12 protein-coding genes are annotated in these 14,198 nt (G+C 69.9%); 4 read left to right on the top strand and 8 right to left on the bottom strand.

Annotated features, from left to right (window positions below; all coding sequences use genetic code 11):
- Positions 1-127: 127 nt before the first annotated feature.
- A complete protein-coding gene (locus tag ACTWQR_RS11565; protein ID WP_443226893.1) occupies positions 128-2,338 on the bottom strand; it encodes a glycosyltransferase family 4 protein in 2,211 nt (736 codons plus the stop codon).
- Positions 2,339-3,090: 752 nt separating this feature from the next.
- Entirely contained in the window at positions 3,091-3,375 is a 285-nt protein-coding gene (locus ACTWQR_RS11570) for a chorismate mutase (RefSeq protein WP_443226894.1), read from the bottom strand.
- A gap of 372 nt (positions 3,376-3,747) precedes the next feature.
- On the opposite strand from ACTWQR_RS11570, the gene guaA reads away from it, so the two are divergent.
- Positions 3,748-5,337 (top strand): glutamine-hydrolyzing GMP synthase, encoded by a 1,590-nt coding sequence (guaA, locus tag ACTWQR_RS11575; protein WP_443226895.1) that lies wholly within the window; start codon positions 3,748-3,750, stop codon positions 5,335-5,337.
- Between the two features lie 39 nt (positions 5,338-5,376).
- On the opposite strand, the gene ACTWQR_RS11580 is transcribed toward guaA, so the two are convergent.
- Complete coding sequence (locus tag ACTWQR_RS11580) at positions 5,377-5,850, bottom strand: pyridoxamine 5'-phosphate oxidase family protein (protein WP_443226896.1); 474 nt, start codon at positions 5,848-5,850, stop codon at positions 5,377-5,379.
- Positions 5,851-5,999: 149 nt separating this feature from the next.
- The gene (locus ACTWQR_RS11585; RefSeq protein WP_443226897.1) at positions 6,000-6,548 is read right to left on the bottom strand and encodes a hypothetical protein; all 549 of its coding nucleotides are present in this window, start codon (positions 6,546-6,548) and stop codon (positions 6,000-6,002) included.
- Positions 6,549-6,875: 327 nt separating this feature from the next.
- Between ACTWQR_RS11585 and ACTWQR_RS11590 the strand changes: the two genes are divergently transcribed.
- On the top strand, positions 6,876-7,670 hold the full coding sequence (locus ACTWQR_RS11590; RefSeq protein ID WP_443226898.1) for a class II aldolase/adducin family protein: 795 nt from the start codon (positions 6,876-6,878) through the stop codon (positions 7,668-7,670).
- A 100-nt stretch (positions 7,671-7,770) separates the two neighbouring features.
- On the opposite strand, the gene ACTWQR_RS11595 is transcribed toward ACTWQR_RS11590, so the two are convergent.
- On the bottom strand, positions 7,771-8,703 hold the full coding sequence (locus ACTWQR_RS11595; protein WP_443226899.1) for a DUF4429 domain-containing protein: 933 nt from the start codon (positions 8,701-8,703) through the stop codon (positions 7,771-7,773).
- 433 nt (positions 8,704-9,136) lie between these two features.
- On the opposite strand from ACTWQR_RS11595, the gene ACTWQR_RS11600 reads away from it, so the two are divergent.
- The gene (locus ACTWQR_RS11600; protein ID WP_443226900.1) at positions 9,137-10,438 is read left to right on the top strand and encodes a hypothetical protein; all 1,302 of its coding nucleotides are present in this window, start codon (positions 9,137-9,139) and stop codon (positions 10,436-10,438) included.
- A gap of 523 nt (positions 10,439-10,961) precedes the next feature.
- Positions 10,962-11,492 (top strand): DoxX family protein, encoded by a 531-nt coding sequence (locus tag ACTWQR_RS11605; protein ID WP_443226901.1) that lies wholly within the window; start codon positions 10,962-10,964, stop codon positions 11,490-11,492.
- Positions 11,493-11,554: 62 nt separating this feature from the next.
- On the opposite strand, the gene ACTWQR_RS11610 is transcribed toward ACTWQR_RS11605, so the two are convergent.
- The 3 genes from ACTWQR_RS11610 to ACTWQR_RS11620 all read right to left on the bottom strand — a co-directional run bounded on the left by ACTWQR_RS11610 (position 11,555) and on the right by ACTWQR_RS11620 (position 14,179).
- Positions 11,555-12,364, bottom strand: a complete 810-nt coding sequence (locus ACTWQR_RS11610) for a maleylpyruvate isomerase family mycothiol-dependent enzyme (RefSeq protein ID WP_443226902.1) — start codon at positions 12,362-12,364, stop codon at positions 11,555-11,557.
- Between the two features lie 137 nt (positions 12,365-12,501).
- Entirely contained in the window at positions 12,502-12,732 is a 231-nt protein-coding gene (locus ACTWQR_RS11615) for a hypothetical protein (RefSeq protein WP_443226903.1), read from the bottom strand.
- Entirely contained in the window at positions 12,719-14,179 is a 1,461-nt protein-coding gene (locus ACTWQR_RS11620) for a PspC domain-containing protein (protein ID WP_443226904.1), read from the bottom strand. The genes ACTWQR_RS11615 and ACTWQR_RS11620 overlap by 14 nt, the downstream gene beginning before the upstream one ends.
- Positions 14,180-14,198: the final 19 nt, after the last annotated feature.

Here is a 14,198-nt window from a genome sequence, read left to right on the forward strand (position 1 = left end):
CAGCACCCGGGCCCGCGCGCCGTCCACGGCACGCAGGCAGGCCCGTACTCCTCAGGTGTCGGCCAGCGCCACTCGGGCGGGATGTGCCTCACCTGTTCCAGGGCGACACGGAACGGATCGACTCGGGTCACTCCTGGTGATCCTCCGTGTCCCGGGCGCTCAGCGCGAGGTCGTTCGTCGTCGTGAAGAACGGCTTGACGCGCGTAGCGCCGCGCTCCGGGTGGGCGAGGTGGACCGGGGGGAAGACGTTCGTCTTCTTGCGGTCGACGATGTCGCCGCCGATCCGGCCCAGTGGGACCGGGGCGGCCGTGGCCGTACGGCGCAGGCGCAGGTCCCAGAGGTCGTGTTCGACGGTGCGGCGGGCCAGCGCCGAGAGGTACGGGATGGTGAACTCGAAGCGCCCGTCCGGTAGTCGGGCGATCGGAGCCGTGAAGTCGTGGGCCTCCGCCTCGCGGGAGACAGCGACGACGCACGCTCCGTCGAACGGTGTGCCCGCGCCCTCGCCGAGCAGTCGTGCCGTGACGGTGGCCCAGCACTCGCCGACGAGCACCCGCTCGACCTCGGCATGCGCAGGCCGCTGCCAGGTGCGCAGCGCGAGGAAACCGTCGGCGGTCGCGTACGGCAGCCAGGCCGACACTTCGGCTCCTTCAGTGTCGGAGTCGCCGGTGTGCAGCGGGAAGCGGCCGACGAGGCGGGCCCGCTCGGTGAGGCCGGAGCGGAGGCGGAATCGGGTGTCGGAGCCGCGTGTCACCACGTAGCAGTCCCAGCGGCCCTCTGCGAGTGCGTGCACGGCGGGGCTCAGGGCCACGCGGATGTCGCCGAGGTTCGCCGCGGTGGCGACGAGAGGTATCGGGACCCTGATCTCCCGCTTCTTGGAATCACGGCGCAGCCGCGCCACGAAGTCGAGTTGCCCACCGGGCAGGGTCTTGGCGTCGAGCCGTACGACGATGCCGCCCTCCTCGGTGGAACGGGCGTATGCCGTTGGGCTGTCGGCGGTCCCGGATGCCGAGGCGACCGCCTCCGATCCGGCGGCCGCGGACCCCGCGGTGGCCGGGCCGGCCCCGGGAGCGGCGAGGGCGGCCCGGCCGCGCAGCGCCGAGCGCAGGCGGCCCAGAAGCGGAAAGCGCCGAGCCCGAGCGGCGGCCCGCCCGGTCCCCTCCCGTGCCTGTTCGCGGTAGCGCTTGCGGTACAGGTCGTGGCAGAGCTCCTCATAGCGGCGCGCGATGGCGGCGGGGGCGTAGGAGAGCGCGTGCTCGCGGGCGGCGCGGCCCAGGCGCTCGCGGGCGGCGCCGTCGGACATCAGGGACGCGAGCGCGTCGGCGTAGGCGTCGATGCCGCCGTCTAGGGGAACCAGGAGGCCGGTCTCGCCGTGGGTGATGATTTCGCCGGGGCCGTGCGGGCAGTCGGTGGCGACGACCGGGACGCCGCAGTGCATGGCCTCCACGATGGTCATGCCGAAGGACTCTATGTCGGAGGAGACGGCGGCGACGGCACCCTTGGCCCATTCGGTCTCGATGGGGGAGACCGGTCCCATGAGCAGGACGCGGTCGTAGAGGCCGAGTTCGTCGATCCGTCGGCGCAGCCTGGGCTTCTCGGGACCGCGCCCGTAGATGCGCAAAGTCCAGTCGGGGTGCGCGTCGGCGACCTTGGCGAAGGCGTCGACCAGCCGGTCGTACCGCTTCACGGAGACCAGCCGCCCGGCTGCCACGATCGTCTTCGAGCGGTGGTCCGACGGCTCGACGGCGGGTGCCGGGACGCCGTTGGGAATGCACTGGATGTGCGTCGCCACGTCCGGCAGCGCGGCCCGGTACTGCGCGGCGTCGGCCTCCGAGACGGTGACGAACGCGTCGAGCCCGGCCACGGCTCTGTTCTGGTGGCGGCGGAGCGTGGCGTTGTGCGCGTCGAGGCTCAGGTGCTCCTGGCCGATGCGCAGGTAGCCGGAGTGTCCGTCGCGGGCGAGGTAACCGTTGAGGTCGGGCCGGGTCCCGATCACCACGTCGGCCTCGGTCCGCCGCAGCCAGCCGCCGATGCGCTCGTCCTGCAGGGCGGAGTACGGCAGTCGCGAGGAGTTCGCCGCGGCACCGGTGTCGGGAAACATGGTGCAGGGCTGCCGGGTCAGCTTGTGATCGCCCTCGTACGTCGGGCTGTCCTCGCGCATGTCGATCAGCCAGGTCAGCTTCACGCGTGGGTCGAAAGACAGCTGCGGAACGTCCGCCACCCGGTGGACACTGACGACCTCGACGTCGTGGCGCTTGGCCAAGGCTCGTGACAGGTTCACGGTGGACCGGATGGTGCCGCCGATGCCGTAGGCGTTGTTGATGACTAACGCGATCTTCATGTCGTCCCCTCCCCCCGGGGCAGTCCACCGCCACACCGGCACGGGTCGGGAGCGCGGTGCGTGGTGAGGCCCATGAGGAGGAGCGCGGCAGTACGGTCACCCTGTGTGAAACATGAGATCAATCTGTGGGGAACGTGTGTCCATGGCATTGTCGACAAGGGGCGACCCACGCCGAATCCGCCTTCCTGGAGAGGTACTTGAGGCAGGCGAAGGGCCCCGTGGGACGGATCCACGGGGCCCTTCTTGGTCAGCACCGACGTCAGGGCAGCGCCGGTGCCTGGGGAGCGGCGCCGGGGGGTAGCGCCGCTTGATGGTTCATCCGCCGGTCGGCGCCCCGGCGCGTGAGGGGAGCGCGTGTGGTATCGACCATTGGCAGTCAGGTGGTGCAATGCGGTTTTCTGCTCTGGAACTTGGGGGTTGGGGGTTCGGGGTTGTTCTAGGCATCGTGCTGGATGGGCTGCGGCCTTCGCAACCATTTCGACCGTCCTTGCACAGATTCCGCCGGTCGGCTCCGGGCGTCCCCGGAGCCGACCTTCTCTTGGGTGACCGGGCTGCTGTCCCCTGCCGTCCGGTCACTTCTCTGGAACGAGGTCCCACGACGCACGTCCGTACGCCTCATCGTTCCAGCGGAGCCACGCGTGGTTGTTCGGGCCCGCCCCTGGCTGGCACGGACATCGGGACCAACGAAGCCCGCCGTGGGGCGGTCACGCGCCGTACGGGTGAGAGGGCACGCGCACATGAGTACGCGGGACTCAGATGCGGCCCCGGCACAGTTCCAGCAGCGTCATCGCGAGCGACGTACCCGGCTTGCCCAGCGCGTCCCTGTAGTGGGCGAGGATCTCCATCTCGCGCGACAGGTTCACGCGGCGGCCGCCGGAGGCGATCCGGGACTCCTGGATGACGGCCGAGACGGCCATGCGTTCCTGGACGAGACCAATGATTCGGTCGTCGAGCGTGTCGATGCGCTCACGGGCACCGGAGATCACGTCGGCGGCCTCGTCGGTACGGGCGCCGGTCCTGTCGACTACGTCGGCCATGGTGGGGCTCCTCTTCGAGTGGGGTGCCCCGGAGCGGCAAGGTCCGGAAACGTCAGGCGCCCCGGGCCTTGTCGGCCCGGGGCGCCTGGTAAGTCGCTTGTCAGTTGCTCAAGCAGCACGACCATGGCAGCCGGTGGGCCGGTTGCCATAGGTAAAGACGAAGGTCTGGTGCGTGAGCATGGGGCCAGTATGCATGGGAGGGGGAAACCTTCCAAATACTGGGAGGAGGGACGCCTTCCAGATACACGGGAGCGGGACGTCTTCCAGGCCGATCGGGGGTCTGGGGGCGGAGCCCCCAGTTACGGGACACCATCTCCGAGCACCCAGTTAGACTCAGTACCACAGCCCTGCTAAACCGCCGGAAGGCAAGCCGTGCCATCAGCGTCCCCCGCTGCCGCCGCCCCCGACACCGTCCTGGTCGTCGACTTCGGTGCGCAGTATGCCCAGCTCATCGCCCGCCGAGTCCGTGAGGCGCGGGTCTACAGCGAGATCGTGCCGAGCACCATGCCGGTCGAGGAGATGCTCGCCAAGAACCCGGCGGCGATCATCCTCTCCGGCGGCCCCTCGTCGGTGTACGCGGAGGGCGCCCCCCGCCTCGACCGCGCGATCTTCGAGTCCGGCATCCCCGTCTTCGGCATGTGCTACGGCTTCCAGCTGATGGCGACCACCCTCGGCGGCACGGTCGACAACACGGGCGCCCGCGAGTACGGCCGTACGCAGCTGCACGTCTCGAAGTCCGGCTCCACCCTCTTCGAGGGCACCCCCGACGAGCAGTCCGTCTGGATGTCGCACGGCGACGCGTGCAGCGCCGCCCCGGAAGGCTTCACCGTGACTGCCTCCACGGACGTCGTCCCGGTCGCGGCCTTCGAGAACGACGAGAAGAAGCTGTACGGGGTCCAGCACCACCCAGAGGTCATGCACTCCACGCACGGCCAGCTTGTCCTGGAGCACTTCCTCTACCGGGGCGCGGGCCTGACCCCGTCCTGGACCACCGGCAACGTGATCGAGGAGCAGGTCGCCGCGATCCGTGAGCAGGTCGGCAGCAAGAGGGCCATCTGCGGTCTGTCCGGTGGCGTGGACTCCGCGGTCGCCGCGGCCCTCGTACAGAAGGCCATCGGCTCCCAGCTGACCTGCGTGTACGTCGACCACGGTCTGATGCGCAAGGGCGAGACCGAGCAGGTCGAGAAGGACTTCGTGGCCGCGACCGGCGTACAGCTGAAGGTCGTGGACGCGGAGGAGCGGTTCCTGGACGCGCTCAAGGGCGTCTCGGACCCCGAGGAGAAGCGGAAGATCATCGGCCGGGAGTTCATCCGGGTCTTCGAGCAGGCGCAGGCGGAGATCATCGCCGAGGCGAGCGGCTCGGACGAGGCCGTCGAGTTCCTCGTGCAGGGCACCCTCTACCCGGACGTGGTCGAGTCCGGTGGAGGTACGGGCACGGCCAACATCAAGTCCCACCACAACGTGGGCGGGCTGCCGGAAGACCTCGAGTTCCAACTCATCGAGCCGCTGCGCAAGCTCTTCAAGGACGAGGTCAGGATGGTCGGCCAGGAGCTGGGCCTGCCGGACGAGATCGTCCAGCGCCAGCCCTTCCCGGGTCCCGGCCTCGGCATCCGCATCGTCGGCGAGGTGACGAAGGAGCGGCTCGACCTGCTGCGCGACGCCGACGCCATCGCCCGCGAGGAGCTGACCGCGGCCGGCCTCGACCGGGACATCTGGCAGTGCCCGGTCGTGCTGCTCGCGGACGTGCGCAGCGTGGGCGTCCAGGGCGACGGCCGGACGTACGGCCACCCGATCGTGCTCCGTCCGGTGTCGAGCGAGGACGCGATGACCGCCGACTGGTCGCGCCTCCCGTACGACGTCCTGGCCAAGATCTCGACCCGGATCACGAACGAGGTCGCGGATGTCAACCGCGTCGCGCTCGACGTGACGAGCAAGCCGCCGGGCACCATCGAGTGGGAGTGATTCGGGCAGGGCTTCCCGCGGGGCTCACTTCCGCGGGGCTCACTTCCGCTTGAGAGTGCGCACCGGCTCTCCGGGCTTCCAGATCTCGACGACCAGATACGTGTCGTCCTCGACGTAGGTCCGTACGACCTCCGTCAACTCGGTGCGGAAGAGGTGGAACGGCTCCGGCGGTTCCACCTCTTCGGTGTACCGGGCCCGCTCGCCCGGCTCGTGGACCTCGAACGCCCGGCCCGCGATCCGTACGTCGCCGCCCGCCATCTCCGTGCCGGAACCCGGATTGGCCTGCAGGGCGAAGCGGGGGTCGCGGCGCAGGTCCAGCGCCTTGCGGGAGTCCGGCATCATGCCGAGCCACAACTCGCCGTTCAGGAAACGGACTTCGAGCCCGCTGGTGCGGGGCGACCCGTCCTTGCGGAGGGTGGCGACGATGTGGTGCGTGAACGCCGCGAACCGGTCCTCGACCAGCTTGGCGAGGTCCGGTTCCGCGGTGGTGAAAGTTGCCCAGTTCGACGTCATGAGACGAGTCTCGCGCCGATACCGGACACCTTCTGTCGTCTTACGGCGGATGGCGTTGCACGGATGTCGTTGTGTGGCTGTCGCTGTGCTGCCGCCGTTGTGTGGGCCGTCGATGTGGGGGCGGTGGGCTGCGGTTGTGCGGATGGGCCTCAGATCAGTCCGGCCGCCTTCAGCCGGCGCGCGAGCCGGTCCTTCCGTACCACCTCCAGGCGCAGGAAGACGGCGAACACCGCGGCCATCGTGGCGCTCGCGGCGAGCGAGGCCCGCCAGCCCGCGGGGATCAGCAGCAGAGCCATGAGGGCCGCGCTGGCGGTCATGAAGACGGCCTTGCGGCGCCAGTCCAGGTCGTCGTCCAGGGCGTCGAACTCGATGCGGGCCCTGATCAGTCCGACCGCGGGTGCCACGTCCGGGAGGGGTTTGAGGGTGCCGGGGCGCATGCCGGGGGCGCGGCCGTCCGCGAGGCGGCCGAGGGCGGCGGTACTTCGCTCGCGGGCCTCGGGCCGGCAGTCACGGACCAGGCGGACCTGGAGTGTCGGGCCGAGTCGGCTCGTCTCCTCGTACCGGAATCCGTACTGCACGGCGATGTAGGTGAGCGCGGCGAGTCGGCGTGGGGATCCGCCGAGGTCGTCCAGGACGACCACGTCGCGGGTGGCGACCTGTCGGAGCACGCCTGTGATCAGGCGCTCGGTTCTCTTCATGAGTGGATGGGGCATGAGTGGGTGGGGCATGCGGGGGCGGGGCATGAGCGGGTGGGGGGTGCGGGCGCGGGGCTCGGTCCGCGCAGCGTAGGGGGGTGACTGCGCACGGGGGGTCCTCCAGGGGCGTCGGTACAAATGGCCCGACCGGTTAGTTGGCTCCAGTCAGGCAGACCAGCGACCCCGGACAACGGTTGTGCAATGTTGTACAACGGTTGTGCACTCTCTTCACGAACATCCTCTGTTCTCCTGCGCTGACCGACGGTAACTTCCCGCCCGTAAACCGTAAAGGAGTCCGTAAGGAGTCCGTCCCTCAGGACTGGAGGACACATGCACGGGCCCACGCCGCCCCTGCCCCTTCCCACCGAACAGCTGCGGTTCGCCATGCCGCCCATGCACGAGTCGCTCGACGACGAGCGGCGGCATCGCAAGGAACGCCTCGCGGGGGCGCTGCGGATCTTCGGGCGGCTCGGTTTCGAGGACGGGGTCTCCGGTCATATCACCGCGCGCGACCCGGAGTTCAGCGACTGCTTCTGGGTCAACCCGTTCGGGATGCCCTTCAAGCACGTCACCGTCAGCGATCTGGTCATGGCCAACGAGGACGGGCAGGTGATCGAGGGCCGCTACCACGTGAACCAGGCGGCGTTCACGGTGCACGCCCAGGTGCACGCCGCCCGCCCCGACGTCGTCGCGGTCGCTCACTGCCACTCGGTGCACGGGCGCGCGCTGTCCGCGCTAGGCGATCTGCTGGATCCGATCACGCAGGAGAGCTGCGCGTTCTACGAGGACCACGCGCTGTACGACGCGTACTCGGGCGTCGCCGTGGACGCGGAGGAGGGGCGGCGGATCGCCGCCGCGCTCGGTTCCCGCAAGGCGCTCGTGCTGCGCAACCACGGGCTGCTGACCGTCGGCGACTCGGTGGACGCGGCGGCCTGGTGGTTCCTGTCGATGGAACGGTCGTGCCAGGTGCAGCTGACCGCGCGTGCGGCGGGGCGGCCGGTGCTGATCGACCACAGGCAGGCGGTGGCGACGCGCGAGCAGCTCGGCGGGGATCTGGTGGCGTGGATCAACTACCAGCCGTTGTGGCAGGACATCAGCCGCAGCGAGCCGGATCTGCTTTCCTGAAGGTCGTCGCTTTCTCGAAGGGTCGGCGCTGTCCTGAGGTGTCATCGCTGTTCTGAACGATCGTTCTGGCGGCTTGCCTCAGAAGCGCCGGCGGCTTGTCTCAGAAGCCACGGAGCACGGCGGCTTTTGTCGCCGCGAACTCCTCGTCCGTCAGTACGCCGTCGCGGTGCAGTTCGCCCAACTCCCTCAGGCGGCGAAGGAGTACGTCGTGGTGGTCCGGCTGGGGCTGCGGCTGTTGGGATTCCTGCGTCAGCTGCGGCGGTGTGCCGTCCTGGCGCGGGCCCGGGATGCGGGGCGGGTCACCGGGGACGTACTCGCCGGCGCGGATGGACGGGTGCGGGAGGCGGGCCGTGACCGCGGTGGCGACGAGGGCCGTGAGCAGGTCGCGGCGGGCGCTGCCCCAGAGGTCGAGGGCGTACGGGTCCTTCTCGGGCGGGAGTTTCGAGAACACGGTCTCGCGGGTCAGGAAGCGCAGGAAACCGTCCTCGTAACCGGAGTTGGGCAGCCACTCCACCTGCACGAGATCCCGTATGTCGATGATGCGCGGGCCCGTCGCGCGCTTCACCCGGTCCGAGGTGTCGCTCCAGTCGATACGGACCTGGACGCCGTCGAAGGACACCGTGCCGTCACTGGAGCGGACCGAGACGGGGACGGGCGGGCCGGGGAGGAGATAGGACTTGGTCGGCTCCTTGGGGATCTGTTCGAGGAGCATGGCGCGGCGGATCTCCTCCGCTACGTACTCGGCGACGCCGGAGCGGTCGATGTCCACCGTCAGCCGGTAGGGGTCGGCCGCGTCGGGAAGGCGGCCGCCGGTCGCCTGGAGCAGTGGGTCGGCGCCCTCGCGGAGCCTCAGGCGCAGGCGGCCGCGCTTGCGTTCGGGTTCGTAGACGACGCCCGCGACGGCTTCGAGGGGCACGGCGATCTCTCCGTACGTCTGCCGGAACAGCGGCACGGAGCGGTGGAGTCCCGGTGTGATCCGGACCGTGCTGCCGTCGAAGGCCCAGGTCCCGTCGCGCTGGATGATCTCGGCCATACGGAAATTCTCGCAGCCGGGTCAACACGGGGGTGGGCGGTTCACCCGCGCTGACCTGACCTGGCGGGTGCGGGGGGTGTGGGGTACGGCACAATGCGCTTTCGTCGTGAGGCAGTTGTGCGGCTGGGCGGATGTGCGGTCGGGCAGGTGTGCGGTGGGTTGTCGTGCGGGCTCTCGTGCGGTGGGTTGTCGTGCGGGCTGTTGTGCGGTGGGTTGTCGTGCGCGCTTGTTGTGCGGTGGTTTGTCGCGTAGGGCTGTCGTGTGGGGCTGCTGGGTGGCGAAGGGGTGTGTAGGGCTTGCTGTGCCGCGGGCGGGTGCGCGGTTGGGGCGGGGTCAGTGGCCGACTGGAATGCGGTCGTGATGTATGTGGCGTATGAGTGTGGCGTGCGGTCAGTGATGGTTCGGCGGAGCGGTGTGGAAGGCGGCAGCGGGCGTGGCGGTGCAGGAGGCTAGACAAGGCGCGGAACAGGGCGCGGGGCGGGGCGCCGGTCGGGGCGCGCACGGGGGTGGCTGCACCTGCGGGGACTGTCCGCATGGGGCGCGTGAGGGGCATCGGCGGGCCGTTGCCGAATTTCTGTCCAAGCGGGACGAATTGGCGTCCGGGCGTGGGTTGCCCGCCGCTGTCGCGCACTCGGCCGGGGCCTCGCGGCAGTGGGTTTCGGACGAGTTGACGCAGTCCGCTGATCTCGTCGCCGAGCGCGGGCGGGCCGAGGGGGAGGTCTGGCTGGGGTTCGTGTGGCGACGTACGACTGTCGCGGTGTGGGGGATCGTGGGGTGCTTGCTGTTGGTCCAGGCGCTCACCGCGATCGGGGCCGGGTGGACGAATGCCCGGACGGTGGGGTTGCTCGCGGCGGTGGTTGTGGGCGGGTTGTTGACCGGCGCGTCTTGGCTCCATCGGGCGCGGGGTGGGGTCTTGGCGCCGCTGATCGGGGAGGACAACCGGCTGTCCACCTCTCGTGCGGTGGCGGTTGTTTGGGTGCTTTTCGTCGTCTATGCCGTTTTGGTGCTGGCGGGGCGGCTCGCGGGGGCGTCCTCGCCTGCCGAGCGGGACGCGTTGATCGATGGGCTTGACCTAGCCCGGGGAGCGGGGGTTGTCACCGTTCTCGGCGTGGTGTGCGGGATCGCCGTGTTGGTGCGGCGGGTTGTGGGATTGCGGGTTCTCGGGCAGCGCTTGCAGAAGGTGCGGGCCGACCGGCCCAGGGCAGCGGACCTGTTGACCGATGACTCGGGGCGGGGGAGCTTCGCGGACACCCAGTACGTGGTGATCACCGCGGTCGCCCTGGTGTTCGCGGCGGTACGGCTCGCGCGGCGGCCCGAACAGTTGCCGGATCTGCCGTGGGGGCTGGCGTTGGTGGTACTCGTGTCGGCCGCCACCTATGTCGCAGGGAAGTACGCGGAGGGTGGGCGGCCGGTGATTCTGTCGGTCGTGCGGGCTCGGGAGGCGGGCGATCTGGACGCGCCGATTCGGACTGGGGACGACATCGAGATCCGGGGGGCCGGGTTCGTGCCGCCCGGGGCCGGGACGGCGGACCGGTTGTCGCGGATGGTGGTGCGGATCGGGGCGGTGCATGTGCATGTGCCGCTTGTTCCGGTGGCTGGGGGATTCAGCAATCCGTCCGACGCGGTGCTCACGGTGCCGGTGCCGGTGGATGTGGAGCCTGGACGGCTTGAGGTGCAGGTGGTTACTGCGGCGGGGGTGGAGACGAATCGGGTGGGGATTGATGTGACTGAGTGAGGGGCGGACGGGGCCTGTGGTGGGTGGCTTCGGATCTGTGGTCTGTGGTCTGTGGTTTCTGGTTTCTGGTCTGGTGCGAGTGGGTGGGGGCTGGTCGCGCAGTTCCCCGCGCCCCTTGAAAGCGCGCCTGCCGGTGGGTGGGACGCGCCGGTACGGCGACTGCATCCCCCGGCCCAGGAGCGCGGGGAACTGGCGCGCCCAGCGCACGACGACGGCAGTGTACGTAGCGGAGGAGATCCGCCGCTCTGGTGGCGCGGGGAACTGCGCGCCCAGCCACCGACGGCCCGCACTTCACGAACCCGCCTGATGCGCTCCGTTAAGGGCTCGGGGAACCGCGCAAACGGCCCAACCGACCGGCAGATCTCGGCTGCAGCCGGAGGCACCCCCCCAGTAGGGCTCAAAAGCGGACGTTCCGGTGGGCGCGGTGGAAATTTGTCGGTTCGGGGGTGAGCGGGAGCTTGCGGTCGTACGTATCGTCTGTTGAGGGGTAAACCGTTCGGCGGGCGAGAGGCGGCGGAGGGCGATGGCTCACGGCATGCGGATGGACTCGCACTCGGGGTACACGGACGACGGCGGTCGGGACTGGCGGGATACCGCCACCCGGTACGCGTTGCTTCCGCTGCGGGTCTTCCTCGGCGTCACCTTTATCTATGCGGGGCTCGACAAGCTCACTGACAGCGCGTTCATGTCCGATGCCGGGTCGGGGTCGGTCGGCGACCTGATGCGTACGGTGCGTGACTCATCGGCCATTCCGGCCCTGGTGGATCTTTCCCTCAAGAATCCCGTCGGCTTCGGCTATGCCATCGCCTTCGGGGAGCTCGCCGTTGGTATCGGCACGCTGATCGGCCTCTTCGCTCGTATTGCCGCGCTCGGCGGGGCTCTCATCTCCCTCAGCCTCTGGCTGACGGTGAGCTGGGCGTCGGATCCGTACTACTACGGCAATGACCTCCCCTACCTGATGGCTTGGCTGCCCCTCGTGCTGGCCGGCGCGTCGGTGTTCTCCGTGGACGCGATGCTGCGGGCGCGGCGGAGGCCCCGGCTGGGTGCCTACTAGTCGGCGGTAGTCAGCACCAGTCGGCGGGAGTCAGCACTTGTCGGTGCGTCGGTGCTGGTCGGTCACCCGAAGCCGACCCGCTCCAGCCAGAAGTCGAGCAGCTCCGCGTCCCCGAGAATCTCGATGTGCTTGCTCTGGGCGGGGCGTCGTCTGTAGACGAGGAGCAGGAGTTCGCTCAGGGGCCCGCGTACCGCTACGGCGGCCTTCTCGTGCGTGCGGCGCCACTCGATCGTGTCGCCGGTGAGGTCTACGAGCCATTCCGCCGCCGCCTCCGGGGCGGTGTCGGTCGCGTGGAAGTGGAGCGTGTGGCCCGGACCGAGGAGGTCGCGTTTCTCCGGGTGGACGTCGAAGAGCTGCGGCACTGAGCCGAGTTCCATCCACTCGTCCATTGCGTCGAGGGCGAGGTCCTCGTCGACGGTGAAGTCCTCGGCGACGATGAAGTCCCTGTCCATGGCCAGGGTGGCGTCGGCCCGGTGGATGAGGGCCTCGTGTGCGAAACGGCGAGCGTAGAACCTGGCCGTTTGCTCTGGGACCGGCGTCCATACCGCGGCGTCGGGGCCGGCGGCGCGCAGTGCTTCGGCCAGTTTCTCGGCTCCCTCGGTGAGCCAGGGGCCGAGCAGAGCGGCGTCCTCGTGGGTGTAGGCGGAGAGGACACGGAAGTGGTCGTCGGGGAGTGGATGCGTCGCGCGGGTCCGTACGGTCTTCTCGGCCCAGCGGTGGCCGCCGCCGAGGTGGCGCAGCAACTGGCCCACGTTCCAGCCGGGGCACGAGGGGACGGGGGCCATCAGGTCCGCGTCGGCTGTGCAGGACCTCAGCAGGTTGGTCTGCCTGACGATCTCGGCGCAGTGGCGCTCGTGGCTCAGGAGGGTCATGGCGTCGCCCTCAAGAAGCTCAGGGTCAAGGTCATGGCCCCACGGTAGGGGCCGCCACTGACAATGGGGTCTGAGTGGCGAGAGTTCAGGGACAGTTCCTGGTCGGCGAACGCGTGGTCGGTCGGGGCCGGGAGGCCCTAGGGGGTGTGGGTGTCCTCTCGGGCGGGGATGGCTCGGCGGTGGCGACGTATTCCAAGGGTCAGGGTGCCTGCCGCGGCTGCCAGGCACAGGCCTCCTGCGACCAGGGGGATCACTACGAACCACGGGGTGTCCCAGGCGCCGCCCGCGTCGCCGAAGTAGACGATGCCCGTGAGGGTGAGGAAGAGGCCCGCGATGAGTCGGCCGGGCTGGAATTCATGACGTGGCACGGGTCACCTCCGCTTGTCCGATGCCGACTTGGAGGGTGAGGTCGAGCGTTCCGCCGGTCTTGGTGTCGCCCGTGGGCGTGAGCGTCAGCTGCTTGCTCTTGCCGGGGGCCACGTCCACGTCCTGCTTGCCGTCGCCCGGCAACTGGATGTCGCCCACGCCCACTTCCACGTCCAGCCTCACGGTCGCGTCCTTGGGCACCACGACCTCGAGCTTGCCCATGCCCACCTCGGCGTTCGTCGTCACGGTCTGGCCCTTGGACAGGTCGATCCGGGTGAGGTCGAGCGTCCCGACACCGGTGCCGAGGTCGTACTGCCCCTGTACGGCGGCCACCGTGGAAGGTGTCCACTCCGTACGCGTCCAGTGCGTACTGATGTCCTTCGGTAGCGCCGCCGACCCTGCCAGCAGCCCCGCCGTGATGATCGCGAGGAAGATCGACCCCGCTCCCGTACGCCCCCGGAACGCGCTGACCGCGATACCTATGCCGAACACGGCGAGCGCGCATGACAGGCCGGTCTGCAGGCTGGTGCCCAGCGCGCGGTCTTCCCAGGTCAGGCTCGTGCCGAGCGTGCCCGCCAGCATTGCGAGCAGGAACACCCAGCCGCCGATCCAGCGGGGGCCGGGCTGCTTGGGCTCTCGTGTGCGTATGTCCCTTCCGAGGGCGCCGCCGTGCGCGATGGTGACGGCCGCCGCGATGTCGCGGTCCCGTGCGTCCTTGGGGCCCCACAGATAGCCCGTGCCGCCCACATACGTGCCGTCCTTGACGATGGGCTCACGCCACCAGGACGGGAAGGCGACAGGGACGGGTGGTGCCTGTGCCTCCGGCGGCGCGTCGGCCACAGCCTGTGCGGCGAGCGGGTCGGGATCGGGGGTGCCGCGGTTCCGCGACCAGTAGCCGGCGCCCGCGAGGAGCAGGGCGAGCGTCGCCGCGAAGGTGAGCACGCCGCTGTTGCTCAGCATGGAGAGGAACACCCCGCAGCCGACCAGCGCGAACAGCACGCCCGTCAGCGCCTGGCCGTCCACGCGGCCGGTGAGGAGCTTGCGCACCTCGTTCTCCTCCTCGTCGTCGTACGCGACGAAGAGCCAGGCGAAGCCGTAGAAGATCAGGCCGATGCCGCCGGTCGCCGAGAGCACCGCGAGCACGATCCGGAAGATCACCGGGTCCATGTCGCACTGCCGCCCGAGCCCCGCGCACACACCGCCCAGCATCTTGTGTCGCCGGTCGCGTCGGAACTTGCGCGGGACCTCGGGCACACCCGTATCTCCTGGCGTGACCGGATCTCCGTGGGCGCGTGGCTCCCCGGGCGCGCGCGGCTCCTCACCCGCGGCGGCCGGGGCGTCCGCGGCAGGCACGGCGTCCTGCGGCCCGGCCCCCGCGCCCGGGCTGCCGCCCCGGCCAGGGCCCGAACCGGGTCCCGGACCCGTCGCGGCGTGCTGCTGATCTGTCATGTGTCCATGGTGACGGGCG

It is taken from the genome of Streptomyces sp. 2A115, assembly GCF_052245575.1.
GTDB lineage: Bacteria > Actinomycetota > Actinomycetes > Streptomycetales > Streptomycetaceae > Streptomyces.